The 26,577-nt window shown below is 48.8% G+C and carries 27 protein-coding genes and 1 tRNA gene; 26 read left to right on the top strand and 2 right to left on the bottom strand.

Features of this window, described 5'->3' with window-relative positions:
* The 8 genes from FBF37_RS03365 (at position 1) to FBF37_RS03335 (ending at position 9,852) form a co-directional block, all read left to right on the top strand.
* Positions 1-723: a guanylate kinase gene (locus tag FBF37_RS03365; protein WP_138079479.1), complete on the top strand. Its 723-nt coding sequence runs from the start codon at positions 1-3 to the stop codon at positions 721-723.
* Positions 720-2,156 carry an LssY C-terminal domain-containing protein gene (locus FBF37_RS03360; RefSeq protein WP_138079477.1) on the top strand — a complete coding sequence of 479 codons (1,437 nt, stop codon included), beginning with the start codon at positions 720-722 and terminating at the stop codon, positions 2,154-2,156. Before FBF37_RS03365 ends, FBF37_RS03360 begins: the two co-directional genes overlap by 4 nt.
* Before the next feature lie 43 nt (positions 2,157-2,199).
* A complete protein-coding gene (locus tag FBF37_RS03355; protein ID WP_174843601.1) occupies positions 2,200-2,910 on the top strand; it encodes a transcriptional regulator in 711 nt (236 codons plus the stop codon).
* 7 nt (positions 2,911-2,917) lie between these two features.
* Positions 2,918-3,043, top strand: a complete 126-nt coding sequence (locus FBF37_RS04200) for a hypothetical protein (protein ID WP_290367474.1) — start codon at positions 2,918-2,920, stop codon at positions 3,041-3,043.
* A gap of 12 nt (positions 3,044-3,055) precedes the next feature.
* Entirely contained in the window at positions 3,056-3,526 is a 471-nt protein-coding gene (locus tag FBF37_RS03350) for a nucleotide exchange factor GrpE (protein ID WP_138079475.1), read from the top strand.
* Between the two features lie 121 nt (positions 3,527-3,647).
* Positions 3,648-6,965 carry a choice-of-anchor U domain-containing protein gene (locus FBF37_RS03345; protein WP_138079473.1) on the top strand — a complete coding sequence of 1,106 codons (3,318 nt, stop codon included), beginning with the start codon at positions 3,648-3,650 and terminating at the stop codon, positions 6,963-6,965.
* 143 nt (positions 6,966-7,108) lie between these two features.
* Complete coding sequence (gene dnaK / locus FBF37_RS03340) at positions 7,109-9,001, top strand: molecular chaperone DnaK (protein ID WP_138079471.1); 1,893 nt, start codon at positions 7,109-7,111, stop codon at positions 8,999-9,001.
* Between the two features lie 191 nt (positions 9,002-9,192).
* Positions 9,193-9,852, top strand: coding sequence for a protein kinase domain-containing protein (locus tag FBF37_RS03335; protein ID WP_174843600.1), 660 nt, complete (start codon positions 9,193-9,195; stop codon positions 9,850-9,852).
* 15 nt (positions 9,853-9,867) lie between these two features.
* On the opposite strand, the gene FBF37_RS03330 is transcribed toward FBF37_RS03335, so the two are convergent.
* Positions 9,868-10,665: a hypothetical protein gene (locus tag FBF37_RS03330; protein ID WP_138079467.1), complete on the bottom strand. Its 798-nt coding sequence runs from the start codon at positions 10,663-10,665 to the stop codon at positions 9,868-9,870.
* 152 nt (positions 10,666-10,817) lie between these two features.
* Between FBF37_RS03330 and dnaJ the strand changes: the two genes are divergently transcribed.
* The 15 genes from dnaJ to FBF37_RS03255 all read left to right on the top strand — a co-directional run bounded on the left by dnaJ (position 10,818) and on the right by FBF37_RS03255 (position 23,820).
* Positions 10,818-11,921 carry a molecular chaperone DnaJ gene (gene dnaJ, locus FBF37_RS03325; protein ID WP_138079465.1) on the top strand — a complete coding sequence of 368 codons (1,104 nt, stop codon included), beginning with the start codon at positions 10,818-10,820 and terminating at the stop codon, positions 11,919-11,921.
* A gap of 45 nt (positions 11,922-11,966) precedes the next feature.
* Positions 11,967-12,461 carry a DUF192 domain-containing protein gene (locus FBF37_RS03320; protein WP_138079463.1) on the top strand — a complete coding sequence of 165 codons (495 nt, stop codon included), beginning with the start codon at positions 11,967-11,969 and terminating at the stop codon, positions 12,459-12,461.
* A complete protein-coding gene (locus FBF37_RS03315) occupies positions 12,458-12,949 on the top strand; it encodes a hypothetical protein (protein ID WP_138079461.1) in 492 nt (163 codons plus the stop codon). Before FBF37_RS03320 ends, FBF37_RS03315 begins: the two co-directional genes overlap by 4 nt.
* A gap of 44 nt (positions 12,950-12,993) precedes the next feature.
* Positions 12,994-13,070 (top strand) — tRNA-Lys (locus FBF37_RS03310).
* A 52-nt stretch (positions 13,071-13,122) separates the two neighbouring features.
* Entirely contained in the window at positions 13,123-14,601 is a 1,479-nt protein-coding gene (locus FBF37_RS03305; RefSeq protein ID WP_138079459.1) for a hypothetical protein, read from the top strand.
* Entirely contained in the window at positions 14,598-16,052 is a 1,455-nt protein-coding gene (locus tag FBF37_RS03300) for a ComEC/Rec2 family competence protein (RefSeq protein WP_138079457.1), read from the top strand. Before FBF37_RS03305 ends, FBF37_RS03300 begins: the two co-directional genes overlap by 4 nt.
* Before the next feature lie 13 nt (positions 16,053-16,065).
* Positions 16,066-16,680: a hypothetical protein gene (locus FBF37_RS03295; protein ID WP_138079455.1), complete on the top strand. Its 615-nt coding sequence runs from the start codon at positions 16,066-16,068 to the stop codon at positions 16,678-16,680.
* A gap of 68 nt (positions 16,681-16,748) precedes the next feature.
* Positions 16,749-17,465, top strand: a complete 717-nt coding sequence (locus FBF37_RS03290; RefSeq protein WP_138079453.1) for a YebC/PmpR family DNA-binding transcriptional regulator — start codon at positions 16,749-16,751, stop codon at positions 17,463-17,465.
* Between the two features lie 99 nt (positions 17,466-17,564).
* A complete protein-coding gene (locus tag FBF37_RS03285; protein WP_138079451.1) occupies positions 17,565-19,286 on the top strand; it encodes a lamin tail domain-containing protein in 1,722 nt (573 codons plus the stop codon).
* 41 nt (positions 19,287-19,327) lie between these two features.
* Positions 19,328-19,801 (top strand): crossover junction endodeoxyribonuclease RuvC, encoded by a 474-nt coding sequence (gene ruvC, locus FBF37_RS03280; protein WP_138079449.1) that lies wholly within the window; start codon positions 19,328-19,330, stop codon positions 19,799-19,801.
* Between the two features lie 7 nt (positions 19,802-19,808).
* The gene (gene ruvA, locus FBF37_RS03275; protein ID WP_138079447.1) at positions 19,809-20,384 is read left to right on the top strand and encodes a Holliday junction branch migration protein RuvA; all 576 of its coding nucleotides are present in this window, start codon (positions 19,809-19,811) and stop codon (positions 20,382-20,384) included.
* Positions 20,385-20,480: 96 nt separating this feature from the next.
* Positions 20,481-21,392 (top strand): HD domain-containing protein, encoded by a 912-nt coding sequence (locus FBF37_RS03270; protein WP_138079445.1) that lies wholly within the window; start codon positions 20,481-20,483, stop codon positions 21,390-21,392.
* Positions 21,393-21,440: 48 nt separating this feature from the next.
* Complete coding sequence (locus FBF37_RS03265; RefSeq protein ID WP_138079443.1) at positions 21,441-21,926, top strand: HIT family protein; 486 nt, start codon at positions 21,441-21,443, stop codon at positions 21,924-21,926.
* A gap of 31 nt (positions 21,927-21,957) precedes the next feature.
* Complete coding sequence (gene ruvB / locus FBF37_RS03260) at positions 21,958-22,968, top strand: Holliday junction branch migration DNA helicase RuvB (protein ID WP_138079441.1); 1,011 nt, start codon at positions 21,958-21,960, stop codon at positions 22,966-22,968.
* A gap of 12 nt (positions 22,969-22,980) precedes the next feature.
* Positions 22,981-23,820: a PH domain-containing protein gene (locus FBF37_RS03255; protein ID WP_138079439.1), complete on the top strand. Its 840-nt coding sequence runs from the start codon at positions 22,981-22,983 to the stop codon at positions 23,818-23,820.
* Here FBF37_RS03255 and FBF37_RS03250 read toward each other — a convergent pair whose 3' ends face one another.
* Positions 23,821-24,213, bottom strand: coding sequence for a type II secretion system protein (locus tag FBF37_RS03250; RefSeq protein WP_138079437.1), 393 nt, complete (start codon positions 24,211-24,213; stop codon positions 23,821-23,823). It lies immediately after the preceding gene.
* Between the two features lie 78 nt (positions 24,214-24,291).
* Between FBF37_RS03250 and recA the strand changes: the two genes are divergently transcribed.
* Genes recA through FBF37_RS03235 form a run of 3 tightly spaced genes read left to right on the top strand, consistent with a single transcriptional unit; the run spans position 24,292 to position 26,576 of the window.
* On the top strand, positions 24,292-25,347 hold the full coding sequence (gene recA / locus FBF37_RS03245; protein ID WP_138079435.1) for a recombinase RecA: 1,056 nt from the start codon (positions 24,292-24,294) through the stop codon (positions 25,345-25,347).
* A gap of 38 nt (positions 25,348-25,385) precedes the next feature.
* Complete coding sequence (locus FBF37_RS03240; protein WP_138079433.1) at positions 25,386-25,871, top strand: 2'-5' RNA ligase family protein; 486 nt, start codon at positions 25,386-25,388, stop codon at positions 25,869-25,871.
* Between the two features lie 45 nt (positions 25,872-25,916).
* Positions 25,917-26,576 carry a regulatory protein RecX gene (locus FBF37_RS03235; protein WP_138079431.1) on the top strand — a complete coding sequence of 220 codons (660 nt, stop codon included), beginning with the start codon at positions 25,917-25,919 and terminating at the stop codon, positions 26,574-26,576.
* The last annotated feature ends 1 nt before the right edge of the window (position 26,577 follow it).

The raw sequence follows: 26,577 nt of genomic DNA, 5'->3' as shown, positions 1-26,577 counted from the left end.
ATGGACGAATTGGAGCGGTTGATTGCTAATTATCAACCAACTGAGCCAACCGTCGAACTGGTCAAGAAAGCCAAGATTGCCCTACTGTCTGGTATCTCTGGCGCTGGTAAAGACACCATCAAAAAGCGATTATTGCAGTTTCCCGATTTTAGCAGTATCGTTTCGCACACAACTCGTGCGCCACGTATTAACAATAATCGCCCAGAAGTTGATGGTGTCGATTACCATTTCATTGACTCGACCGTGGCTGCACAAATGCTAAGGAACCAGGAATTTATTGAGGCTAAATTTGTTCATGGCACAGTCTATGGCACTTCAGCGGCTGAGATTCGGGCGGCCTATGAACAAAACAAAACAGTCATCGCTGATATTGATGTGCAAGGCGCTGCTGAATATGAGATTTTAGCTCCGCAAAGTATTTCAATTTTCATCATACCTCCCGACTACGAAACCTGGCTGACCCGCCTGAAAAGTCGGTATACTACTGAGGAGGAATTTCAAGCTGAATGGCCTAAGCGACTGGCTAGTTCTGTTAAAGAAATGACACAAGCACTTTCTGTACCGTATTATCATGTTATTATTAATAATGACCTTGATAGAGCGGTTCGTGTCTGTCGTGACATTATTGAACGTGGCGACTTGTTTAATCGGCAAGATGATGAAGCCCGTTTGGCCGCAAGGAGGCTTTTAGAACATATTCGGCAGTATAATAATATAGTATGAGTTATCGTCAACAGATTCCCGACCATATTCAAAAACGAGCTTCGGCATTGCGTCGTTCGCCATGGTCACTGTCTGCACTGATTGATCAAGCTTTTTTCTTATTGGCCGGTTTGGCTTCATTTTGGTTTGGTTGGCTGGTCTGGCGTGAGGGCTGGTATTCTGGTGGCTGGTGGTTGGTGGCGTTTTTTGCGCTGTTTTGGGTCATCATGGCCTACTTGGCCTTGCCTCGCTTGCACCGTATTTTAAGTAGCCTGTATGTACCGAACTATTTCATCGGTCGTACGCGGACTGCTGATGGATTGTTGGGTGATCCAGTCAATGTGGCGCTCAGAGGTTCAGAAGCGCAGCTGCATCAAGCGATGATTGATGCCGGCTGGACGATTGCTGACGAAATCACCGTTCGGTCAGCTTGGAAGATTATTTTCTCTACGCTAACTGGTAGGAGCTATACCTCAGCTCCCGTGTCATCATTGTTCTTGTTTGGCCGTCGCCAAGACTTTGCTTACCAGCAAGAAGTAGACGGCAGCCCCGGTAAACGTCATCATGTACGGTTTTGGCGCTGCCCTCAGGGCTGGTTGCTGCCTGGTGGCCATCAGGTCGATTGGCTGGCGGCAGGGACATACGACAAAAGTGTTGGATTGTCATTGTTTACTCTGCAAGTTACTCATAAAATTGACGAAAATACAGATATTGAGCGTGACTATATTGTGAGCACCGTTACAGAACATACACCACAGGTGGCAGTGACAAATTTGAAAGACTTTTCAACGGGCTATCACTCGCGAAATGGCGGTGGTGACAGTATCCAGACTGACGGTGACTTACCAGTCTTGGAGCTGGCAGCAGTCGTGGCAAATCAGCAGATAATTGCCGAGAGAGCAGGGATTATTCTGGACGCAACAGCTCATGAATATGCAGTTTCCACGGAAGAACATGACACGGTGCTGCAGCAGCTGTGGAATCGCCGGCCGCCGCAAATATCGTTTGCTATTTTGTTTACGGCCTTGGCTATGATGATTGTCCTGATGGGTGCCTTGTTTGATTTTCTGTTGTTTGATGAATTGCTACATCAGACAACCCAGGACTTTATCGTTGAGGGCTTGGACACTTCTGTGGCCGCCACAGGAGCGGAGTGGACGATTCGAGGAGTGCTGAGTTTGAGCGCAGGCTGGATCTTAGTAACAGCTGTGCTGTCACGAGGTACGTTCCGCGGCTCGAACAAAGACCGATTACTCTTGATGATATTGTCAAGCCTGTCAGTGTTGGCGACTTCATTCACCTTGACTATCGGCAAAATTACCTGGACAAGCGTTGGCACCCTGGCGTTCATCGGCATCAATATCACGATCATCCTAATGCTATCGTCTGACGCAGCCAGGCAGTTCACTCACACTCGTACCACTGCGCGTCGTACCAAGCAGAAGACGATTTAGCACTCTACTTGTATGAGTGCCAGATGTACGCTATAATATAGCCATGACTGAACGCCAGCAGGCTATCTTAGCCGCCATTATCGAACAGTACGCTGAAATTGCGGCACCAGTTGGTAGTGTGACGCTCGCCAAATTGTTTGGTGTGTCCAGCGCTACTATCCGCAGCGAAATGGCCAAACTTGAGGAGATGGGGTTTATCGAGGCACCACACACCAGTGCCGGCCGCATCCCGACTGACAAAGGCTATCGGTTTTATGTCAATGGTATCACTGCCGCTCAAATGACTGAACTACCAAGTGGTATCGATCGCAGTGCGAGGGCGATCGAGGCACATGTTAATTCGCACGTTGATAAATCTGACAGGGCCATCCGCAGCGCGGTTGACAGCCTGGTTGAGCTGACGGGTAATTTTGGTTTTGCCTCGTTTGGTGATCATCTGTACATGAATGGTATGACGCAGCTATTTTCTCAGCCAGAGTTTATTGAAGGCAATCACGTTCAGGCTATCGCCAGACTGATTGACAATATTGAGCCCTGGCTAGTTGAAGCTGCGCCCAATGAACCGCTCAACGTGTTCATTGGTAGTGAGAACCCAATCGGTAAAGCCAGCGGCGCGACCCTGATCATCAGTAAGTTTCGTTCATCGTTTAGTGATCGCAGTTACATCGGCGTGATTGGTCCGACTCGGCAGAATTACCGTCGAACGATGGAGCTGGTGAGGCGAACGGGTGCGATGTTAGAGGAGGTATTGTAATGGCTGAATGGATTGGCAGTTTGCTAAGTGGTTTGCCGACGTGGTTAGTAGTGATTATTTTGATTATTATTTTCGTGGCTATGGTAGTGCTTTTTCCCTGTACGTATGGCGAGAAGCCGTTTTGGCCGTTTAGAAGGAGGAAAAAATGACGAAGAGTAAGGCTAAAAAAGCTGAAGATTTGGAGCAGCAGTTGGGCGAGTTGACCTTGGATCTCCAGCGGACGCGGGCAGATTTCGAGAACTATCGCAAGCGTGTCGAGGCGGAAAAGCAGTTAGCCCACAGCATGGGTCAGGCCAAGTCAGTGATGAAATTGTTACCAGTGATTGACACAATTGAGCGAGCGATTGCTAATGTGCCGGAGGAGCTAGCAGATAACGCCTGGGCTAAAGGCGTGGCTGGTTTGGGCAAACAGCTCGACAAGCAGCTCAAAGAAATTGGCTTAGAAAAAATTGATGCCAAACCGGGGGCGTTGTTTAATCCTGAGCTGCATCAGGCGGTGCAATTTGATGAAGCGGCTGACGGCGAAAAAGAGGTTGTTGCTGAAGAGCTACGCGCTGGTTATACCCTTGACGGCACGGTGATTCGCGACGCAATGGTCAAAGTCACGCGGCGATAATTTACCGCATCTCACCCCAGACATCAGTAGTTTTATTTACAACAATGCTTGCAATCAGAACGTATTAGCGCTATAATTTTTGGCAAGAGTTTTTAACATAAACACAGGGAGAAAAAAGGGGATGGCGAAACGATTATTCGTAGCACTAGTATCAGCTGGTGGTATCTTATTGTTAGCTTTACTGTACAACGGTAGCACTAATGCAAGTCAATGGGGCGTTGTGTGGAGCGAGGAGTTTAAAGGCACCTCAGTGCCTGATAGCTGGGACGTATTCAAACAAAATAAAGATAATTATGGCAATAATCACTTAGCCTACAATCCGAGCAACGTCAAGGTTGTCAACAATGATTATCTAGAGATCAAAACGCAGCGCCACTGTGTTGCAAATCTTGATGAACCATTGAATGACTCTAATGCTAGCGAAACGCCATGTCCAAATGGTAAGATGACACGATACCTTAGCGGTCGAGTGACAAATAAGACTAAGGTGGTGGATGGTACAAAACCTTTCCGCGCCGAGATCCGTGCCAAATTCAATTGGAATGGAAAAAACGGTACACGACCATCACTGTGGATGGTTAATGGTGTCTCATTAAAGAATTGTAATGATAATCCTAACGCCAATGACCCATACGGCGAGCTAGACATTATTGAATGGTACTCCTACACACCAGCATATACCTGGTCAAGTACTCATGCCACCTGTTACCATCATGGCGTTTCTGGCAATTGGAAAAATGGTTGGCGAACCAGGAGGATTATCCACAGCGATGAACACCGAGCAGGCTCCAAGCCAGGTACATTGGCCTATGAATGGCACACATGGGCGGTCGAGTATGATGGTGAGACGGTTAAGTATTTTGTGGATGACAAGCCAATCACCGCGTATCATTATCACGCCAGTCCTACTGACAGTAAGGAGATTGAACGTACACCGGCTGCTCCTCTGACAAAATTAGCTGACGCATCATTGATTAAAAAGACGTTTGATGAGGGATGGCGCTTTATCATAAACGACTACGTGGAGGCAGATGCGGATCAGAAACCAATCTCTCCTTCAGATAGCTTCCCGAAGCAAACCATGTTGATCGACTACGTTCGTGTATTCCAAAAGGGTGCGGGCACACAGCCGGCTGAGACACCTGTACCAAAGACGGGTGCAGCATGGTCTAAGCGTGATGCTTCTGGTTCTCGAAATTGGTCCTCAATCGCCGGATCTACTGACGGCAGTAAATTGGTCGCAGCAGCCTGGGGCGGTAAAATTCATACCTCATCCGACGCTGGCGCGAACTGGACTGAGCGCCCTGGGGCAGGCGACCGCAACTGGCTAGCAGTTGCCAGCTCTGCTGACGGTAATAAACTGGCTGCACTATATGACTGGGGTGGTTATATCTTTACCTCATCCGACGCTGGCGCGAACTGGACCGCACGTGGTGTCCCTGGGTCTCACAACTGGACGGCAATCGCTAGTTCCGCCGATGGCAACAGGCTAGTAGCTGTGGCCAAAGACAGCACAGTCTTTACCTCATCCGACGCTGGCGCGAACTGGACCGAACGGGCAAGTTCTGGCTCTCGTAAATGGTCAGCAGTTGCTAGCTCCGCCGATGGCAACAAGTTGGTGGCAACGGTTGAGGATGGCACAGTCTTTACCTCATCCGACGCTGGCGCGAACTGGACCGAACGGGCAAGTTCTGGCTCTCGTAAATGGTCAGCAGTTGCTAGCTCCGCCGATGGCAACAAATTAGTAGCAACAGCAACCGGTGGCAGGATTTACACTTCCGCCAATACTGGTGCAACCTGGACTGAGCGAGCGGCTGATGGACTTCATAACTGGACTGCGGTTACTATTTCTGACGATGGTCAAAAACTTTCAGCAACTGCTGGTGGCGGTGGATACATTTACAGCTCAAATGACGGTGGCGCAACCTGGGTGGCTCAGACGTCTGCTGGTGTGCCAAACTGGGCAGCAATTGCCAGCTCTGCCGACGGCTCGAAAATCGCTGCAGCAGCATACGGTGGTGCCATCTACACGACTACTAACAATGCACCGGTTGGCCCAAGTGAAGAGGAGCAGAAAGTTACCGCGGCTGAAGCAGCAGTAGCTAATGCTGAATCGACAAAGCGTCCGTCTGATGTTGCCACTGCTAAGACTAAAGTCGATGCGGTAGGCGATGCTGGCAAGAAAGCGGCGTTTCAAGCAAGGCTTGATGCCATAACCAACGCTATTTCTGGTGCTCGCTCAACCCTCACTGCATTGATCGCTAAAGCTAAAGATCCAGCCACTGTTGCCGGCATGAGCAGTAGTACTATTGCCGCTCTTCAGGCACAGGTCACGGCAGCTGAAGCAGTTATAAATAACGCGAATGCCTCAGTGTCTGAGCTGGACAATGCACGCACAGCCTTACAGGGCAAGCTCGATGCACTGAAAATTGATAAAGCAAGCTTGCAAGCAGCCATCACTGCTGCAGAAGCGACGCCATCATACATCAAATCGGATCCGACAGTTGCTTCGGCTCTCGCTGCTGCTAAGGCCGTCTTGAACCAAGCAAATCCATCTGCGTCAGACCTTCAATCAGCGATCGCTAACCTTAACAGTGCAGTGGTCAGCGCCAAACAAAAAGAGCAAGACGCTCAAGACGCTGCTCAGGCTGCAGTTACCAAGGCAGAAGCTGATAAAACACAAAGTGCCGTTGATGCCGCTAAGGTCTTGGTGAATAAGGTGCAAGATCCTGCTAAAAAAGCAGCGCTGCAAGCAAAATTGAACGCTGTTGTTGTCAATCCAGTGCCAACGCCAACCACGCCAATCACTTCAGCGACTGTTGCGCAGCCAGGTGGTGGTACCGTGACTGTTGCTACAGCTGGCACCCAGTGCTACAACATTGCTTCAGCCGCAGTGGCAGCTGCTCCGAATGATTATGACGGTCGTGTCTTGCGTGACATCGTTGGCTTTACCATCAACTGTACCGGCCAGACTGCCAAGGTCGGCTACACAACGCGCGTGACGCTGACCCTGAGTAAACACTACGCTGATCATAATCAGTTGGCTGTGGCTAAGATAAGTAATGGCGCCATCAAAGAAGACATCACTAACCGTGTCACATTTGGCACGACAGCTGATGGTAAGCACACGACAGTGACCTATGATTTGACTGACGGCGGCTTTGGTGATGAGGATAAGGCTGCAAACGGCACCATCGTAGACCCAGTCGGTGTTTACCAGCGCCAACAGCAGACCAACCCTGGTGTTGGTGGCGGTACTGGCAATCCTGCTAGCCCTACTAACCCTGGCGGCACGACAACCAACGGCACTGGCAAGAACGCTCAGGCAACCAACAAGGGCGGCTACTTGGCAGATACCGGTGCTAGTGTCATCGCTGTAACAGTGGTAGCAGTAGTAGCTGGTGGTGCTGGAGTTTGGTTCATCCGCAAGAAGATGTAATACGATATCGAATAGCTATAATTAGCACTCTTGACACGGGAGTGCTAATTATTTATACTGAAATAGTTGGCACTCGTGAATAAAGAGTGCTAAAATGGATATAAGCAAAAACCAGATGTGATCATAATAGAAAGGGGAATCATATGGGTAAAATTATCGGAATTGACCTCGGTACAACTAACAGTGCCTTTGCGTACATGCTGGCAGGCAAGCCAGAAGTTATCGCTAATGCTGAAGGTAACCGTACCACGCCATCAGTGGTGGCAATTAATAAAAAGGGTGAGCGCTTGGTTGGACAAGTGGCTCAGCGTCAGCGCGTGACCAATCCAAAGAACACTATTTACGGTGTGAAGCGTTTGATCGGCCGTAAGTTTAGTGACAAAGAGGTTCAAAAAGACCTGGACATTATGCCGTACCAGATTGTCAAAAAGGGCACTGGCGTAGCCGTAGAGATGGGCGACAAAGAATACACACCAGAAGAAGTTTCAGCTATGATCCTCAGTAAGATCAAAGCTGATGCCGAGGCGTTCCTCGGCGAAAAAGTCACCGAAGCCGTCATCACCGTGCCGGCCTACTTTGACGATTCACAGCGCCAGGCAACCAAAGATGCTGGTAAAATTGCTGGCCTGGAAGTTAAGCGTATCATCAATGAGCCAACGGCTGCTGCTCTGGCGTACGGCCTGGAAAAAGGCAAAAATGACGAGACCATTGTGGTGTTTGACCTCGGTGGTGGTACCTTTGACGTTTCCATCCTGGAGCTCGGCGACGGCGTGTTTGAGGTGAAGGCCACGAATGGTGACACCCACTTGGGCGGTGAGGACTTCGACAATGTCATCGTTAACTATTTCCTGGATGACTTTAAATCTAAAGAAGGCATTGACCTGCGTAAAGACAATGCAGCCATGCAGCGCCTGAAGGACGAGGCTGAAAAGGCTAAGAAAGAGCTGTCAACGGTTACTGAATACGAAGTCAATATTCCGTTCATTACCGCTGATGCTGACGGGCCAAAGCACTTTGAGTTGAGCCTAACGCGGGCCAAGTTGGAAGATTTGGTGAAAGATCTGCTGGATCGCCTGGATGTGCCAGTCGAGAAAGCGCTCAAAGACGCTAAATTATCCAAATCTGACGTCAATGAAATCGTTATGGTCGGTGGTATGACCCGCATGCCGGCAGTGGTTGAGCGGGTGAAGAAGTTGTTCGGTAAAGACCCAATGCAGGGCGTCAACCCAGACGAAGTGGTGGCAGTTGGTGCGGCTATTCAGGGTGGTGTGTTGGCTGGTGATGTTAAGGATGTGCTACTGCTAGACGTGACGCCGTTGAGCCTTGGTATCGAGACGATGGGCGGTGTGTCGACCAAGCTGATCGAGCGCAACACCACTGTGCCAACCAGCAAGTCAGAAGTGTTCTCGACGGCTGCCGACAATCAGCCAAAAGTAGAAATTCATGTCTTGCAGGGTGAGCGCGAATTCGCTAAAGATAACAAGAGCCTGGGGCATTTTGAGCTTGATGGCATCGCACCAGCACCACGCGGCGTGCCGCAGATTGAAGTGACGTTCAATATCGACGCAAATGGTATCCTTAATGTGACCGCCAAAGACAAAGGCACCGGCAAGGAGCAATCGATTACCATCCAAAACTCTGGCAATATGAGCAAGGAAGATATCGAAAAGGCTCAGAAAGAAGCCGAACTCCACGCTGACGAGGACAAGAAAAAGCGCGAAACCGTTGACGCTAAAAACCAGCTAGAAAACGCCATCTACCAGGCAAAGAAAATGCCAGATGAATTCAAGGATAAGATTTCTGACGACGATAAGAAGGCGATTGACGAAGCAGTTAAGGAAGCGGAAAAGCACAAAGACGCTGACGACAAAGATGAGCTGGAAGCAGCAATTAAGGCCTTGCAGGACGCCATCATGCCAATCGGTGCCAAAATGTACCAGCAAGCTACCGAGGACAACAAGGCTGATGAGTCTAAGGATGACAAAAAATCTGACAAGGATGAACCAGTTGAGGGTGAGGTGGTTGACGAGAAGTAGTCTCGGCACCAACTTACGACATAACACTGCCTCTATTCTGTGGGGCAGTGTTATATTTCTAGTCCAGGCTTATGCTTGCCCCATTGTCAACAAATTGGTATATAACTACTATGCACCGGTTTGACACATATGCGTCATGTTTTGAAATTGATGAGCACGAGAGGGTTCATAAGTTGGGCAGGCACGTGCTCATGTGTGTAACTAATCCTCAGATTGAGCTGATGCGGCAATTAATGGATGAGCAACCAAAACACCTTCTGGCGCCACTGGCTATTCGAGCAGTGCAGGGAGAGCCGCTTCACGAAACGTATCCTCTCATGGGCGCAACGTTGGCTGAACATAAGCGCGCCATACAGCACCAGCTGGATGAGGGTAAAATGACCGCTGGGACAATTGTTGATATGATGATGCAAGTGGCGGAGGCTGCCGCCTATCTTCACGAACGAGGATTGGTGCACCACGACATTCGACCAACGAATATTTTTTATGATGAGATTGAGGGTCGGCCAGCACTAACACTATTTGACTATAATCAGGTCAAACCGCCGTATGTGCAGACTAAACCACACTCAAGTTGGAACAGGGAACATGCACCAGAGATTGCCAAGTCAGGCTCGTTCATTGATTACCGATTTGATGTGTATGCCATCGGTATAGTATTTCATGAGCTAACACATGATTTGATTTGGGAATCAGGCAGTGATTTCCCAGAATACCGCATCAAACCTGCGCTGGCTCAGCAAAAAGATCTGCGAGAAATAATGGCAATCGCTACTGGACCGTGGGAGGGCCGGTATAGCGATGCTCGTGAATTGCACGCGGCACTGTGCGCAGCCAAATCACGAATTTGATGAAATTCTGCTGAATTATTTTTTCATAACCTGCTGGAGTGTGTAGGCAGCAAGTTTTTTGGGAGCGCCCGTTGATGGAGCGGTCTCCATATCATCAGACTCTGGGAATAGGTCATCAACTCGCTCACCAATCTCACGCGACATTGCTTCCCAAAGCAGTTCAATATCAATGATTTCCCGTCGGTCTTGATATGGCTCATGGTACTCTGCGTGTACTGAATGGTAGGTAGGATCTAGCTTAACGGCAATCCTTTCTAGCTGATGCATTGGCGTCTTGCCAACCGCTGGGCGGCTTAATGGCGGCATGTTGTGATAATTACGAGGTTTAAGGACAATGGTGCCTTGATTTGCAGCATCAACCGTGGTGCCGAGCGTTTCAAGCCGTTCGGTTTGTCCGTTTTTAAAGCCAAATTTTGTGACCAGCCAGGCATCAGGGTCGTCGCGCCAGTTATCTTTCATGACCGAGAGGGCGCTGTACTGAGGTTCTCCGTCATGGTCCTCCCAACGAACAACACCAGCGATGATCGGCACTGAAAATATACGTTTTTCACCGTTAATTTCTAGCTCTGGCCAAGGGTGTCTACCAGCATTTCGTTGTTCGCGGTCATAATCGCCTATGGTCAGCCATTTGAACACACCAAATTGCTCAGCTAGTTCTGGTTCTTCGGCCAGTTTTTTAGCCAGCGGCATCAGACTTTCGATTTGTTTTTCTTCTTCAAGCGAGTAAACCTTTTTCTCCAGCTCTTCAAAGCTCGATGGAGCTGTGCTAAGGTTGGTATTTTGCCGTTCTAAGACTGCTGTTGTTTGTACCATAGTATCCTCGCTTCGACTTGTATTTATGTTTTTACAAAGCCTATGCTTCTCTGTATATCACAGAATATAAAAAAAGTCAAAAGATTATGTAAATTGGCTATCTAACTAGCACTCTATTGACACGAGTGCTAACGAACCGTACAATAGAATATATGACCAAACGTGATTATTATGAAGTGTTAGGCGTGTCTAAAACCGCTTCTGAAGATGAAATCAAAAAGGCTTTTCGTAAAGCTGCAGTGAAATATCATCCCGACAAAGAAGGCGGCGATGAAGAGAAGTTCAAAGAGGTTAATGAGGCCTATGAAGTCCTGAAAGACAAACAAAAGCGACAGCGATACGACCAATTTGGTCATGCCGGTGTCGGCGGAGCTTCAGGCGGTGGCTTTGGCGGCAATCCATTTGAAGGCTTTGGCGGTTTTGGTGCAGAAGGTGTCGACTTTGATTTCGGCGGTGGCTTTGGCGACATCTTTAGTCAGTTCTTTGGTGGCGGCGCTGGGCGGCAAGGTGGTCCACGGCGCGGTCGCGACATAGAAACGACAGTGGCTTTGACGTTTGAAGAAGCTATTTTTGGTGTTGAGAAAAAAATCAGCCTGACGATGGATGATGAATGTGAACACTGTAAAGGCGAGGGTGTTGAGCCTGGGTATAGTTTGAAAACATGTGATGATTGTAAGGGGTCTGGCCAGCAGATGCGGGTGATGAATTCTATCTTTGGGCAAATTCAACAAGCTATCACCTGCCCAACCTGTAATGGCCGGGGGAAAATTCCTGAAAAGAAATGTTCAGTTTGCCACGGCAAGGGAACGACGCGTAAGAACCGCGAGATTACGGTCAAAATTCCAGCGGGTATTGATGATGGTGCAGCAATTCGTTTGCGCGGGCACGGTGAAGCGGTCCAGGATGGTGAGCGGGGAGATTTGTATGTTCAGATAAGAGTCAAAGCTCACAAAAAGTTTACTCGTGAAGGTGACATCATTCTTTCAGAAGAACACGTTTCTATGGTTGATGCGGCGCTGGGTACGGAAATTGATGTTGAAACGGTGGACGGTGTAGTGCGCATGAAAGTTCCGGCTGGCACCCAAAGCGGTACTGATTTTAAGCTATCAGGGCATGGCGTGCCACACCTGAGAAATGACGCTCGTGGCCCGCACATCGTTGGTATCATCGTTGACACGCCGACCAAATTGAGCAAAAAACAACGTGAACTTTTGGAACAATTTAACACTTTTAAAAAGCGCGGCTTGTTTTCCTGATTAGCCCGTGGTTTATATATAAAACATAAGTGTTATAATTGAGCTATGGAGCTTATGCAGACAGCTCGTAAGGGGCATCATTTCATTTCTCGATGTATCATGATTATGATCATTGTGATGATCGCTTACGGTGCCTATACTCTGCTGTGCGATGTCAATAAACCTCGCCCAGTCGTGGTCAGGGCTGGCCAGGCGACATTGCAGGCTGAAATTGCGGAAACGGCTGAGCAGCGGTATAAGGGTCTGAGCGATCGGTCTGGTCTGACGGAAAACCAAGCAATGCTGTTTAAATTTGAGGGTGATGACAAGTGGGAAATGGTGATGCGCAATATGAGCTTCCCGCTCGATATCATCTGGCTAGATAAAGACAAAAAAGTAGTACACATTGAGCATGAGGTGCAGCCTGATGCTGAGCCGTATGAAATATATAAACCCAAAGTGCCGGCACGCTACGTTTTGGAAGTGGCTGCTGGTGTAGCTAAAAAATCGAGCATCGTCAAAGGCGCCAAAGTAGAATTTACGACCGAGGCGACGCAATGAATGTAGCGGTGTTGCTCTTGGCGGTTCTGGTGGTGATTTTTGTGGTGGTGTTGGTGACAGGTAGGCGCATCGGTCCACTGGCCCTGGCGGCTGCTGCTGGGTATATTTTTGTGGAATTGTGGATGGAAGCTGTGCGCGTCATTTTGGGTGGCGTGGGTATCAATCTACCGTGGCTGCCTGATGGTGTGGTAGCGGCGCTAATATTGCTGCTCGTACCCATGGGAATGTTGATGGTTGGCGGCCCAAAATACCACAAGAAACATGAAAAGCTGGTGGCGGCAGCTGTCGTGACTTTGTTGGTGGCGGCGCTATTGGTCGGTGTCTTGGCGAAATATCTTGCGGTTGATGGTGCGGCACAGACAGTAGTGCGGCAGCTGACTTCCTGGCGCCAATATATTATTACCGCTGGCTTGGGGGTGGGTTTGGCGGATTTATTTTTACTGCACACTGTCAAAACAAAGTCCAAACCTGGTCCAAAGAAGCATTGATATACTGCGTATTATGTGCTAGAATGAAAAAGTTCATTCTTGATGGGCCCATAGCTCAGTTGGTTAGAGCACCTGCCTTTTAAGCAGGGTGTCCCGGGTTCAAGCCCCGGTGGGCCCTCCAGATAACGAACATATGCAGTGATGTTATTCGGGTGTGGCAGAAAACTTTGGACATGACGAAGTATCTAGACGACTTAAACGTACCGCCCCGATATACCAAAATAGTAGAAAAACACAGTGATGATTTGAAGAATTTTGTTGGGATGCGATGTGGTGTCCCAATTTTTTCTGGCAGCCAAGAAGTAACCAACCCAACTACTAAAGAGCCAGTTGGCTATGCTCAATATATCCAGCTGGGGCAGAATCCAGTGATAGTAGAAAGGGGTCTCTGTCGTTACCGAGTTGGTATTGGAAATGTACTAACAAATATTGACGATCTCCTGGAGCAAGAACATAGGCGAAAAATGTCCACTGACGTGGGCTTAGCTGGAGTCAGAGGAGCAGCACTGGCGGGTGCTGCTGGCGGGGCGTTGGAATGGTTCAACTTTGCTCCAACGGTCAGCCTATCCGGGGTGGCGGCAGGAATAGCGACTGGTGGATTGAGCCTTGCATATAACCGCCGCCGTCGTAAAAAGGAATTCAAATCACAGATTGAAGGACTGAGTGAATGTTTTTCGAACATGGAAAGAAGAGCTGTTAGGCCTAATTTGTTAGTGCCGGATTCATATGTTGATGGTGATATGCAGACAGGTTCAATGGATGATAAAAAGGCAAGCAATATCTACTTTATTGGTGATATGCCAGTTGACCAGCAACAACGAGCTGACCGTTTTTGGCAGCGAGCTGATCAAATTTTGAAAGAATATGGATTTGCAAAGTGGCAGGGCTATCAGTCCGCTGGCTTGCCAGCGCTAATTGAACGAATATTAGATGATTTTGATGGTAATGATGACTTTAATTATGATGAAAAAACCAGTGCTGGTTATTATATAAGTATTTTTGTGGCTCGGCGTAATTTTACAATTAGAACTATGAAGCGTATGCAGCAAGAGGCTGATTCACAAAACCTACTTCAGCAGTATGATGTCGAACCTCCCAGGCGCTCATTGTTAGATAAAAAGAAAACTCTGGTAGCATCTGCTCAAGTATTACTGTCAAAGGTAATTGGTCATGAGAGCAATGGGCTACAAGAAGGGGCTCCCGATGCGCGATCAAGGAGTGACTCCCGGAAGACAGTCGCTCAGCAGATCAAGAATGTTGACTGTGAATATGAAAATGACTTTCGCAGGTGTATTAAAAGGTTGCAGGAACTCGTTATTGATTCACGAAAGAGGATTAACCAGTCTAAGTTCACTGAAACATATGGAGGAGAGAGTAGACTACAAAATCTTTTTTGGGAAGAGCTGAGTGAAGTCCTGGCGAGGAATAATATTGATCCGTATGATGAGTCGGCGTCTCAGCTTGCGCGATTTATTTTGGACTTACCAAAGCTGACTCCAGACGGGAGTAGGGATCAATTACCTTCCACCGAAATATTGAACAAGCTGTATGGAGTATTTCAGGGAATGTGTTCTCAACGATATGCTGAAGTTGAGACGGCTACCTATTTACGTATGTACGCTGGAAAAATATGTCATACTAAAGATGTATGATGATACGTAGCCTAACCAAGAAATTGCATATTTCTTGGCTGGTGGCGGCGTGGTGCTTGGGGCTGACGGTTGGCATAATTGCGGTTCATCATCTGCCGCGCTCAGTCGAGTTTAACATGCTGGCGTTATTTGGCGGGCTGGTATTGTTTGTGCCGGCGCTGGTCTGGCGGTGGCGGGTATTGATGATTGTGGCAGTTATTTCTGGCGGTTTGGTCGGGCTGTGGCGCGGTGAAATGGGTCGAACCGGCTTGGAGGTTTATGACTCGCTCATTGGCAAAAGTGCAGTTATTCAAGGCCGTGTTTTGGAAGACCCCGACATTGATAAGAAAGGGCAAACGGTGTTGCGGTTGAGTGACTTGCGGATCAACGGCAAGAAATTAGCAGGACAACTATGGGTGGTGACGGCTGACAAGCGCCCCATTAAACGCAGCGACATCGTTCAGGCTCAAGGAAAATTGACGGCGGGTTTTGGTGCTTTTTCGGCGAGCATGTATCGGGCGAAAATTGGCAGCGTCGAGCGTCCAATTCCTGGCGACGTGGCGGTTGGGGCACGCGACTGGTTTGCTGAGCAGGTGCGCAAGCACATTCCAGAGTCTGAGTCAGCGCTGGGCTTGGGATTTTTGCTGGGACTGCGGCGAGCTATGCCGATGGAACTGAGCGATAATTTGAAGATTGCTGGTCTGACGCACATTGTGGTGGCGAGCGGTTACAATTTGACAATTTTAGTACGCCTGGCGCGGCGGTTATTTGCCAAGCGGTCAAAATATTTGGCAATGCTCAGTGCGGCAACGATGATCCTTGGTTTCATGGCGGTGACGGGTTTGAGTCCGAGCATGTCGCGGGCTGGGCTGGTGGCTGGACTAAGCCTGGCAGCGTGGTATTATGGGCGGACGATTCATCCGCTGGTGCTGCTGCCAGTTTCGGCGGCGATTACATTGTTGGTCAATCCGCAATTTGGCTGGGGCGATTTGGGCTGGCAACTGAGCTTTGCGTCGTTTACTGGCGTGATCATCCTGGCGCCGCTGCTGCACAACTATTTCTTTGGCGACAAAGACCCTGGCGCGTTTCGGCAAATTCTGGTTGAGACGCTGTCGGCGCAGCTTGCGACACTGCCGCTGTTGATGATGAGTTTTGGTGTGGTTAGTAATGTAGCGCTGATCGCTAATATGCTAATTTTGCCGTTTGTGCCGCTGGCGATGCTATTGACCTTTGCGTCGGGCGTGCTGGCCGTAGTGCCGATGATTGGTGTGGCAATCGCCCTACCGACGACTTGGTTGCTGGGCTATATGATTCAGGCGGCCAATTGGCTGGCGAGCTTGGAGTGGGCGCAGATGGAAGTGAATATCACTTGGTGGCAATGCGGTTTGATGTATGCGGCGATGATTGGTGCTATGTGGTGGATGAAGAAGCAGACGAAATTGGACCTTGGGAGGGTGAATATAGTCGAGTGATATAATAGATGCCATGACAAGAATGATAATTTTGATTGGCGGCATGCCAACAACCGGCAAAACAACCTTGGCGCGGGAGTTATCTCTGAGACTGGCATTGCCGTGGCTGTCAACTGATCAAACACGGTTGATAATGCAGGGTATGGCAAGCCCAGAGCAGCACCCGCATTTATTGTCAGCGCACGGGTTGTCAGCAGCTGAGTTTTTCCAGCAATTTTCACCAGAAGAGATAGCTGAAAGAGAATATATGCATGGCGTTGAAGCGTGGCCTGGCAATAAGAAATTAATCGAGGATGATTTTACCTGGCGTGAAGGTTTTGTATTGGAAGGTGTTAATATTTTACCATCGCTGCTACCGTCATTACAGACCGCTAGCGATGTACGATCAATATTCTTGACTGACGAAGGCGATGACGCGTTAAGGCAGGCGATATTTAGTCGTGGTCTATATGCGGATGCTGATACATATGATGATACGCTGAAAGAATATGAGATTATGTGGGCGCGGCTGTTCGATCAGCGAATTCAGGCTGAGGCGCAGCAGTATGGCTACCCGGTTGTTCGCGTACAAAAAGACAGTGAAATTGACATGCCAAACGTGTTGTTGTCTTTGGGCTTGCCAGTCTAAATTGTCTCACGTCTGTATTTGATATATAATACTAACAGATTGAACATAGATAAACGGTAGGAGAATGTATGTCAGGACATAGTAAATGGGCAACGACGCACCGGCAGAAGGCGATTGTTGATGCTAAGCGCGGTGCAATTTTTACGAAGCTGGGTAATCAAATTGCCATTGCGGCACGCGGCGGCACCGACCCAGCACTGAACGCAAGCTTGGCAATGGCCATTGAAAAAGCCAAGGCGGCCAACATGCCGAGTGCTAACATCCAGCGGGCGATTGACCGCGTGGCTGATAAAAGCGCGGCGGCGCTGGAGGAAATTGCCTATGAAGGCTATGGTCCTGGCGGCGTCGGCATCATCATTGAGACGGCGACCGACAATCGCAACCGTACCTTGCCAGAAGTTAAAACGGCGTTGGTGAAGAACGGCGGGCGAATCGCTGACGCTGGCAGTGTGGCGTTTCAGTTTACCCGCAAGGGCGTAATCACCGTGGAGGGTACGGGCGAAGAATTGCTCCTGCAAGTGTTAGATGCTGGCGCTGAGGACGCGGTCGAGGAAGACGGCGAGATTATCGTCTACACCGAGTTGAAAGATTTGGCGAGCGTCAGAAATCAGTTGGCTGAACAGGGTTTGAAGGTGAAAGACGCCGAGCTGCGCTATATTGCTAATACGCCAGTTGAGATTGCTGATACGGAAACGGCACAGAAATTAATGAAGGTAGTTGACGCTCTGGACGACTTGGACGACGTGGTGAATGTGCACACTAACGCCAATATCACGGCAGAATAACATGATCATCAGAAAAATCGCCTCGCTCTCGGGGCGGTTTTTATTTTGGCAAAAAGTACGCTACACTAAGAGTTAGTTAACCATAAGCAAGGGGCGAGCATGAAATATTTGCGTAACACACTACTTATGACACTAATCGCGGCGTTGATCATGCCGTCGCCGTCAGTCTTGGCGGTTGGTAATGCGGAAGTTGAGACATCATCTGGTGGTGATGCCTCTCAGGTCGTTGAGACATCGACGCCCAGTTCAGGCTCGACTGCCGCTGCGCCCTCGTCTCAGCTAGCACCAGACCTAACTACTGAACAGCCAACTGTAGAGTCCGTGGCAGCGGCTAATCCGCCGGCTGTCGCTCCAGTAAATCCAGCTCCTTCGCCAGTACAAACAACTGCTGAATCACCTGAAAAAACGGCGCCGCTATTGATATCAAAAGTAAGTCCCGACAAGAAGTATATTGAGATATATAATCCAACGGACAGTAATGTTACCTTGGCGGGTTGGAAAATTGAACACTATAGAGCTGATGTGAAAACCGGCGGGAAAGAACTCAAGGATGAGGTGATTTTGGCGAATGATTTTCTGGTGCTATCAAATGATCCAGCGCTAACCAAAGCAGTGAAGTTTGATAAGGCACCGAGCGTGATCCAAGGTGAAGGGTCGGTGGTGTTGTCGCGGGCTGATGGGTCAATGGCGGATATTGTTGGTTGGGGTGAGACAAAGAAGTTTTTGGCTGCGCCTGTGACTGGTGGCGTGAAAACTGTCTGGCGCTGTTTTGCCGATGGAATCATTGTTGATTCGAAAAATAATTTCGCTGATTTTTCGTCAAATAAAACAGCTGGTGACCAGGAGGTGATGCCGTACACGCGTCCACGTTGCAAAACTCCTGAGCCACCAAAACCACTGAATAAGTGTGAAGGTTTGAAGTTGAATGAAATTGCTTCTCATGTTGATGAGCCGTTCATTGAATTGGTGAATGGGAGTAATAAAACCATCACGACGGCCGGCTGCAAGTTGACAATTGACAGTAACAATTCACAGGAGGTCCTTGGTGATATCGAACTGAAATCTGGTGAATTGCGGGCGGTCAAAGTGAGTCATACGAAATTAAAATTACCAAAAACCAAGGGTAAGGTGTATGTCCTGGATGAGGCTGGTGCGGAAATTGATGCTACTGAATATGACAAAATCGCAAAGGGTGCTTCCTGGAGCTTGCTTGATGGTGAGTGGATGCAGACGTTTGCGGTGACTGAGGGTGCTGCCAATGTGTTTAAGGAATATGCGGATTGCCAGGCTGGCTATATGCGTAATGAGTCGGGTAAATGTGTAAAAATTCCAACGCCGTCTACTGAGTCTGATGTGTTAGCGCCGTGTCCAGCTGGTCAATATCGGCATCCTGAAACTCGTCGCTGTCGGAAAATCGAAGCAGCAAAGACTGTAACGCCGTGTAAAGAAGGGTATTATCGCAGCGAGGAAACTGGTCGGTGTCGCTCAATCGCCTCGGCCGCCGCTAAAACCTTGAAGCCATGTCCTGATGGTCAATTTCGTAATCCGGCAACTGGCCGCTGCAAGAAAATTGCTGCCGCAGATGACATTCTAAAAGACTGTCCGGAAGGATTTGAGCGCAACCCAGCCACCCGGCGTTGTCGGAAGATAAAAACTGCCAGTATGCCAGTTGTTGGGTCGGCGACAGCGGGCGTTCAACATGTTGCTGGTGCGACCTGGGGCTGGTGGGTGTTTGGTGGCGTTAGTTTGTTGGCGGCAGGTTACGGTGCGTGGCAGTGGCGTTGGGAGCTTTCGCAATTGATACGACGATTACGGCGATGAGTTAGTGACTGAGCGGTTAAATCATTGCTATAATATAAACCATGAGAATTATTGGTATTGATCCAGGAACGGGGATTTTGGGCTTTGGTGTGATTGATTTTTCGGGCGGTAAGTTCAGGCTGGTGACAGCGGGAGTTGTTAGAACGCCGGCACACACGCCAATTGATGAGCGGCTGGAAGAAATTTTTGACAGTTTGACAGAGATCATTACTGAGACTAAGCCTGATGTCATGTCGATTGAGAAATTGTTTTTTGCCCGTAACGTCACGACGGCGATTTCCGTGGCAGAAGCGCGTGGTGTAGCGATGCTCACGGGGCGAAAAGCGGGCTTGCCAATCGCTGAGTATACGCCGCTGCAGATCAAACAGACGCTGACGGGCTATGGCAAGGCTGATAAAAAGCAAGTGCAGGAAATGGTTCGCTTGAATTTGGGACTCAAGGACGTGCCGAAGCCAGACGACTGTGCTGATGCTCTGGCGGCGGCAATTACCCACGCAGCGATGAATCGGGTATAATTGAATTATGATTGCACATGTTTTTGGAAAAGTTGCCGAGAAATTTAATGGATCGTTGGTGATCGACGTTCACGGCGTTGGTTATGAAGTTAGCGTGGCGGCTGGTGATTTTGACGCGGTGATCCTGGATCAGGATGTTAAGTTTTATACCTATCATCACGTCCGTGAGCAGGCGGAAGAATTGTTTGGTTTTTCGAGTTTGGCAGCAAAGAAAATGTTTGAAATGCTCATCACGGTTCAGGGTGTCGGTCCGAAAGCAGCGTTGGCAATTCTCAGCCTCGGCGACGCAGAGCATGTGCGCAATGCCATCGCCAATGCTGACAGTGCGTTTGTACAAAAAGCTGCTGGCGTCGGCAAAAAAACTGCTGAGCGCGTGGTGGTTGATTTGAGCGATAAAGTTGGCTTGCCGACGCAGTATGGTCGAGCAGACACTACAGTCCAAACTGAACTGAACACCTCTGACGAAGCACTGGAAGCGTTGATGGCGCTGGGCTACACCCTGGCTGACGCCACTAAAGCATTGGAAAATGTTGATACTAATTTGCCAACGGCGCAGCGGGTGACCGAGGCACTGAAGAAATAATAGGGTTGAAACATACCAAGTAAGACTGACTTGGTTACAGGGGTCACGGCGCCGTACTATTGACTAAATAGTACAAATGATATATAATATAGGGTTGTGAATAGAACTATTACCGAAAAAATTCTTGACAAAAAGTTATGGGAACAACGAAACAGTGCTAACCAAGAAGACCCAACAGTGACCGATCCTGAATTAACGGTATCAGCAAAGGTGCTGGACCAATACACCTCAGAGGAGAACCTCGCAAAGCTATTTCATAACAAAGAACAAGCAGCCTCTCTTGCTAAGCTATCAGCCAAGCTGTTGACTACCTACCCGAATTATCCATATCATCAGCCTGCACATGGCGTGGACGTGATGCGCTCAATACGTGTGCTGACGGAGGTGATCCCGGCGGACAGAATGAATTCAGATCAAAAGGATCTGTTGTTGGTGGCGGCAGCAGCGCACGATGCTGGGTTTGAGGCTGGCCCACCGCCAGATGGTTATGCTACCAAAGAGCATTATGCGGTCTCATTTCTTGACGAGTACTATGAGCCCGGTTCAGCTGAGTATGAGTTCATGAAAAGTGCAATCATTGGCACCATCCCTGGTCCAAAAGAACAAATCTGTCGTGATAGTATTCAAGCAAAATTATTACATCACGCTGACCTTGGTTATGTCTGGCGATCAGGCGGTCGGGATTTTTTGAATTATACCATGCGATTTCGGGTTGAAGAATGTCGAGAGCTGTCGTGGCAGGAGCAATTCAAGGAATTGGAGGATTTATTTTTGCCGAACTATCAAGAATATCTGAAGAATGACATGGGAGAGTGTGGTGTTGCAGAAGAAGTGATTGAGCAGATGGTGCACCAGATTGACGAGAATAGACAGTTCATCACTAACCCAGAACTGGATGAACCGAGCCAAGAAATATTTCAGGATTGGCCAATGGCTCAGGAGAAGCAGGTATCATCTCCGTACCATATTGGTAAAACTGTTCTTACGAGTTCAGGTGTGTCTTTGTAAATGTGAATAAATAGTGCATGGCTGGTATAATCCATACCAGGAGGTATTATGAATACATGTACGACACAGAAAGATTGTGAAATCTGTCCGCTGCTGGTTGGTCAGACGGCGGCTGACGACAATGTCATATTGCAGACTGAACGTTGGGTGGCGGTACTCGATAGAAACCAATGCTATTTGGGTAAGTCATTTATCACTCTGCGCCAGCACAAGGAAACGTTGTCGGATCTGGACGAGGCAGATTGGATGGAGCTACATCAGGTGATTCGTCAACTCGAGCAGGCAGTTAAAGAAGCGTTTGGTGCCGATGTGTGTAACTGGGAGTGCCTGATGAATAATGCGGTTAAGGCTGGCCGGCCAACACATATACATTGGCATCTACATCCGCGCTATCTTGGTGGTACTACCTTTACTGGCGAGGAATTTCCTGATCCAAAATGGCCACGACACCTAGAGAATGCGGTACATATGGTGGGTGATGAGACGTTTCGCGAAATTATGCAGGCGCTGCGTAGTCGGCTTACAAGAGCTTAGTTCGCTCCAGCTTGGATGATATAATGAATATATGGCAATTGAGAGAATAGTCGATACTAGCTCGCATATTGATGATACCGAGGAGCAGCGGATTGAAGTTAGCTTGCGCCCGCAGAGCTTTAGCGAGTATGTTGGTCAGGAGCGATTGAAACGTAATTTGCGCTTAGCGATTGACGCGGCTAAGAAGCGCGGCGAGCCACTGGATCATGTGCTGCTGTACGGCCCGCCGGGACTGGGCAAGACCACCATGGCGACGGTGATCGCCAATGAGATGGGGACGAATTTACGGATCACCAGCGGTCCGGCCATTGAAAAAGCTGGTGATTTGGCGTCAATTTTGACCAATTTGGCGGACGGCGACATCTTGTTCATCGATGAAATTCATCGGCTCGGTCGGGCGGTGGAAGAGATTTTATACTCAGCCATGGAAGATTTCAAGCTAGACATCGTCATCGGCAAAGGGCCGGCAGCCCGGTCAATTCGGCTGGATTTACCGCAGTTTACGGTGATTGGCGCAACGACGCGGACGGGTAGTCTGGCAGCGCCGCTGCGCGATCGATTTGGGCATATTTACCGCTTAGAATTTTACGAGCCAGAGGACATTGCGAAAATTGTGACGCGGAGTGCAGCCATCCTGGAGTCGTCAATTCGGCATGAAGCGGCGAACTTGTTGTCGACGCGGGCTCGCTTGACGCCGCGTATCGCCAACCGCCTGCTCAAGCGCGTACGCGACTACGCTGACGTAAATGGTGACGGCATAATTGATGTGAAAACCACAACGAGCGCCTTGGAAATGTTGGAAGTAGACGAGCTGGGATTAGACCCAGCCGACCGTAATTTACTGCAATCAATCCTAGAAAATTATGGCGATAATCCCGTGGGGCTAACGACCATTGCTGCGCTGACTGGCGATGAAGCGACGACAATTGAGGATTTTTATGAGCCGTATCTGCTGCAAATCGGCTTCATTGAGCGTACACCGCGCGGTCGGCGCATCACTCTGCGTGCTCAGGCGCATTTGGGATATCAACCTAAAAAATGATAAACTGTAGATATGGATACGAAGGACCACCAGTCGAATAATCAACAGCCAGCTGCATATGATGTTGAGGGCAGGCCGCTGTATTATCATCCGCCGCAAGATGCGCAACCAGAAGAGCCACAGTCGACAGCTGCGCAGCGCCCGTCTCACGTAACTGTGCTTCCAGAGTCGATGGAGGGGCAGAATTTTGATCCACGTATTCGTAGCCAGTATGCCAATGAACCAGATGTGGTTCATACCGTACGTAATCTTGAGCCACAACCAATGGTGATTAGTGAAGAATTGAAGCGCAAACACGAAGAGTCAGTGGCGCAGTACCCACAGCTTAACTTGAGCGAAGGTGAATATGTCATTTTGGACATCAAACGCCATCCCATTGGTATTGTCGCACCAATTGCTATCACGGTCATTATCATCATGGTGATATTTGGTTTTGCCTTTTTGTATCCATCGCTAATCACTGGTGGAAGTTTATTACCAGTACCATCTCCAACAGCTATGTTCGGCATCGCGACCTTGTTTGCTATTTTGGCGGCATTGGGCGGAGCGGTAGCACTTTGGGTTTACCTGCAGAACCAATTTTATATGACCAACGAGAGCGTGATTCAAGAAATCCAAGAAAGTTTGTTTTCTCGCCATGAGCAAACAGTGAGCCTTGGTAGTATTGAAGATGCTAGTTTTCGTCAGTCAGGAATTATTCAGATGATCTTTAACTATGGAACTATTCGATTGAGTACTGAGGGTGAAGAGACTACTTATATCTTCCATTTTGTAGCAAATCCAAAGCACCAAATAGGAATCGTCAATAACGCCATTGAGGCCTTTAAGAACGGTCGTCCAGTCGACGATTAGCTATTTGTTGCGACTTTCTTTGACAAAGTCACTTTCGTTAACCAGCTTGGCTCTCAAAGTGAAGTGTTTACATTTTCCTTCTTGGCAGTTTTGGGTTTCGTAACGATACGCACTGTTGGCGTCGCCAATCTTTTTGCCCTTTGGATCGGTGAGTAGTGCTTTGTCCATAGTCGGTAGGGTATCGTCAGTCAGAGTTTCTGGGTAGTAGCCGTGCTGTTTGTAGAAGCTTTCTTCCAGGCTGTAGTACATGGCATTGATGGCTGTTTTCTTGTGACTGTCATCACTGGCATTTTTTACTTTTCCGATCTGTACCACCGCAATACCCAAGCCAACGGTCAGCATGATGATGACAAACAATAATTCAATAACGGTAAATCCGGAGCATTTTTTCATATACTGCTATTATAGCAAAATTTGGTCCTAAGCCCTAGAGAATGTATAATAAAAGTATCAAGTAAGGAGGGGAATATCATGGCTAAGACTGATGAGAAAAAGGCAGTAAAAACTGAAAAGTCGGTAGCGGCAGAGAAAAAGATTGATGACGGGAAATTGAAAGCGTTGGGTCTAGCGATGGATCAAATCACCAAACAGTTTGGTGATGGCTCAATCATGAAGCTCGGCGAGGCGCACAAGGTTGATGTTGAAGTGATTCCATCGGGTTCGTTGAGTCTTGATTTGGCACTGGGTGGTGGCTATCCAAAGGGGCGCATCATCGAGATTTATGGCCCGGAAAGTTCAGGTAAGACGACGTTGACGCTACATGCTATCGCCGAAATTCAAAAGCAAGGCGGTACGGCAGCGTTCATCGACGCTGAGCATGCGCTTGACCCGGCCTACGCCAAGCGGTTGGGTGTGGATACCGAAAACCTATTGGTATCGCAGCCAGACAACGGTGAGCAGGCGCTGGAAATTACTGAAACCTTGGTGCGCTCAAACGCGGTGGACCTCATCGTGGTGGACTCGGTGGCAGCACTGACCCCGCAAGCAGAAATTGACGGCGATATGGGTGATTCGCACATGGGCCTGCAGGCACGACTGATGAGCCAAGCACTGCGTAAATTGACTGGTATCATCAACAAGTCGAAAGCGACGGTGATTTTCATCAACCAGATTCGCATGAAGATTGGTGTGATGTTTGGCAATCCTGAGACCACGACGGGTGGTAACGCGCTGAAGTTTTACGCTTCGCAGCGGGTGGATATCCGCCGGATCGGGCAGATCAAGGTTGGCGATGATATCCGCGGTAACCGCACCAAGATCAAAGTGGTGAAAAATAAGATTGCGCCACCATTCCGCATCGCTGAGTTTGACATTATGTATAACGAAGGTATTTCTAAAACTGGCGATATTCTTGACCTGGCAGCTACGCACGGCATCGTCGAAAAATCTGGCGCCTTTTACAAATATAACGGCGAAACCATCGGTCAGGGCCGCGATAAAACTAAATTGTATCTGAAAGAAAACCCTGAGGTTTTGGCAGAAATTGATCAGAAGGTTCGGGAGAAAGTAAAAGAAGGAGAAAACTAATACGCGCAGCAGAAACCGCATATCCAGTCGAAAAACATATGGCGTCAGTCAGCCTCGTCTTTGATGATAAGCAGAATGCGTATCTTCGAGAATTATCAGAAAAAATGAACCTTGACTTTGGTGAGTTTATTCCACACGTGACATTGATTAACGTGACTGAGCAGGATATGCCACGCCTCAAGGCGGCCGCTGCGGCGCTGCCGGTCCTCGGAAGGCTGGTACTTGATGGAGTTAACTTCTTGCCAGATAAAGCGGGCAACTGTGTTTGGGTGGAGCTGCGCACGCAGAAAACTGCCTGGATGGTTGAGGCGCGCCAGCAATTACTCGCGGCACTGGATGGTATTCATCCGGGGCTGGATGTCGATGGCTTCCGCCCGCACATCACGCTTGGTTGCGTCGAGGCCGGTACGCTGGACGACGTTAATATGAGCGCTATTCCAGGGCAACTACCGGTCATCACCGAACCGCGTGCTGCTGCTTGCTACAACGGCGTGCATGGCAAGGTGGTCGAGGTAGTTGAGTAGCCTCTGCCAGTAGCGAGCTCACTGTTTTCGCGTTATAATATTTTTATGAAAATCACTGACATCTCTCTTCAGGCTCGCGATAACAACCGTGTTAATGTGAGTGTTGATGGCGTATATAGCTTCAGTTTGGACATCACTCAGGTGACTGACTTAAATCTTAAGGTCGGCCGTGAATTGAGTGATGGGGAGTTGGAGGAGCTGCAAGAAGAGAGCCAATTTGGCAAGCTGTATATGCGGGCGCTTGAATATTGCTTGCGGCGACCACATTCAGTTAAGGAAGTCAGGGATTATCTATGGCGAAAAACTCAGCCAGCGCTTCGTAAGAGGCAAACTGGTATGAACAATCCTGTGGTCTATTCAGAGCGGGTGGCGTCGCGAGTGCTGAGTAAGCTCCAGCAGAAAGCATATGTTAATGACGAAGCGTTTGCGCGGTGGTGGGTGGAAAATCGTCAGCTCAGCAAAGGCGTAAGTCGGCGTAAATTGACGGCTGAGCTGCGTTCAAAGGGTGTTCACGCAGACATCATCGCGCAAACGCTTGAAAAAACTGACCGTACGGACGAGCAGGAGCTGAGGAAAGTTATCGCCAAAAAGCACCGTCGATATGCGGGTGATAGACAAAAGTTCGTGCAGTATCTGGTGCGTCAAGGCTTTTCCTATGACGATGTGGTGTCTGCTTTGAATGATGTTGAAGAAGTAAATAACTGAG

It is taken from the genome of Candidatus Nanosynbacter featherlites (assembly GCF_005697565.1).
GTDB classification, from domain to species: domain Bacteria; phylum Patescibacteriota; class Saccharimonadia; order Saccharimonadales; family Saccharimonadaceae; genus Nanosynbacter; species Nanosynbacter featherlites.
Note: the sequence above shows the minus strand (reverse complement) of the source record. Positions and strands in the feature narration are given on the sequence as shown.

What these genes read in the sequence shown, in the direction of transcription:
- FBF37_RS03290 (WP_138079453.1), top strand. Translation starts at nt 16,749, where the DNA reads ATGTCAGGACATAGTAAATGGGCAACGACGCACCGGCAGAAGGCGATT.
- FBF37_RS03345 (WP_138079473.1), top strand. Translation starts at nt 3,648, where the DNA reads ATGGCGAAACGATTATTCGTAGCACTAGTATCAGCTGGTGGTATCTTA.
- FBF37_RS03330 (WP_138079467.1), bottom strand. Translation starts at nt 10,665, where the DNA reads ATGGTACAAACAACAGCAGTCTTAGAACGGCAAAATACCAACCTTAGC.
- dnaK (WP_138079471.1), top strand. Translation starts at nt 7,109, where the DNA reads ATGGGTAAAATTATCGGAATTGACCTCGGTACAACTAACAGTGCCTTT.
- FBF37_RS03255 (WP_138079439.1), top strand. Translation starts at nt 22,981, where the DNA reads ATGGATACGAAGGACCACCAGTCGAATAATCAACAGCCAGCTGCATAT.
- FBF37_RS03315 (WP_138079461.1), top strand. Translation starts at nt 12,458, where the DNA reads ATGAATGTAGCGGTGTTGCTCTTGGCGGTTCTGGTGGTGATTTTTGTG.
- FBF37_RS03295 (WP_138079455.1), top strand. Translation starts at nt 16,066, where the DNA reads ATGACAAGAATGATAATTTTGATTGGCGGCATGCCAACAACCGGCAAA.
- dnaJ (WP_138079465.1), top strand. Translation starts at nt 10,818, where the DNA reads ATGACCAAACGTGATTATTATGAAGTGTTAGGCGTGTCTAAAACCGCT.
- FBF37_RS03300 (WP_138079457.1), top strand. Translation starts at nt 14,598, where the DNA reads ATGATGATACGTAGCCTAACCAAGAAATTGCATATTTCTTGGCTGGTG.
- FBF37_RS03265 (WP_138079443.1), top strand. Translation starts at nt 21,441, where the DNA reads ATGAATACATGTACGACACAGAAAGATTGTGAAATCTGTCCGCTGCTG.
- FBF37_RS03250 (WP_138079437.1), bottom strand. Translation starts at nt 24,213, where the DNA reads ATGAAAAAATGCTCCGGATTTACCGTTATTGAATTATTGTTTGTCATC.
- FBF37_RS04200 (WP_290367474.1), top strand. Translation starts at nt 2,918, where the DNA reads ATGGATTGGCAGTTTGCTAAGTGGTTTGCCGACGTGGTTAGTAGTGAT.
- FBF37_RS03285 (WP_138079451.1), top strand. Translation starts at nt 17,565, where the DNA reads ATGAAATATTTGCGTAACACACTACTTATGACACTAATCGCGGCGTTG.
- FBF37_RS03240 (WP_138079433.1), top strand. Translation starts at nt 25,386, where the DNA reads ATGGCGTCAGTCAGCCTCGTCTTTGATGATAAGCAGAATGCGTATCTT.
- ruvB (WP_138079441.1), top strand. Translation starts at nt 21,958, where the DNA reads ATGGCAATTGAGAGAATAGTCGATACTAGCTCGCATATTGATGATACC.
- FBF37_RS03360 (WP_138079477.1), top strand. Translation starts at nt 720, where the DNA reads ATGAGTTATCGTCAACAGATTCCCGACCATATTCAAAAACGAGCTTCG.
- FBF37_RS03335 (WP_174843600.1), top strand. Translation starts at nt 9,193, where the DNA reads ATGTGTGTAACTAATCCTCAGATTGAGCTGATGCGGCAATTAATGGAT.
- FBF37_RS03235 (WP_138079431.1), top strand. Translation starts at nt 25,917, where the DNA reads ATGAAAATCACTGACATCTCTCTTCAGGCTCGCGATAACAACCGTGTT.
- FBF37_RS03350 (WP_138079475.1), top strand. Translation starts at nt 3,056, where the DNA reads ATGACGAAGAGTAAGGCTAAAAAAGCTGAAGATTTGGAGCAGCAGTTG.
- FBF37_RS03305 (WP_138079459.1), top strand. Translation starts at nt 13,123, where the DNA reads ATGACGAAGTATCTAGACGACTTAAACGTACCGCCCCGATATACCAAA.
- ruvC (WP_138079449.1), top strand. Translation starts at nt 19,328, where the DNA reads ATGAGAATTATTGGTATTGATCCAGGAACGGGGATTTTGGGCTTTGGT.
- FBF37_RS03320 (WP_138079463.1), top strand. Translation starts at nt 11,967, where the DNA reads ATGGAGCTTATGCAGACAGCTCGTAAGGGGCATCATTTCATTTCTCGA.
- FBF37_RS03355 (WP_174843601.1), top strand. Translation starts at nt 2,200, where the DNA reads ATGACTGAACGCCAGCAGGCTATCTTAGCCGCCATTATCGAACAGTAC.
- ruvA (WP_138079447.1), top strand. Translation starts at nt 19,809, where the DNA reads ATGATTGCACATGTTTTTGGAAAAGTTGCCGAGAAATTTAATGGATCG.
- recA (WP_138079435.1), top strand. Translation starts at nt 24,292, where the DNA reads ATGGCTAAGACTGATGAGAAAAAGGCAGTAAAAACTGAAAAGTCGGTA.
- FBF37_RS03365 (WP_138079479.1), top strand. Translation starts at nt 1, where the DNA reads ATGGACGAATTGGAGCGGTTGATTGCTAATTATCAACCAACTGAGCCA.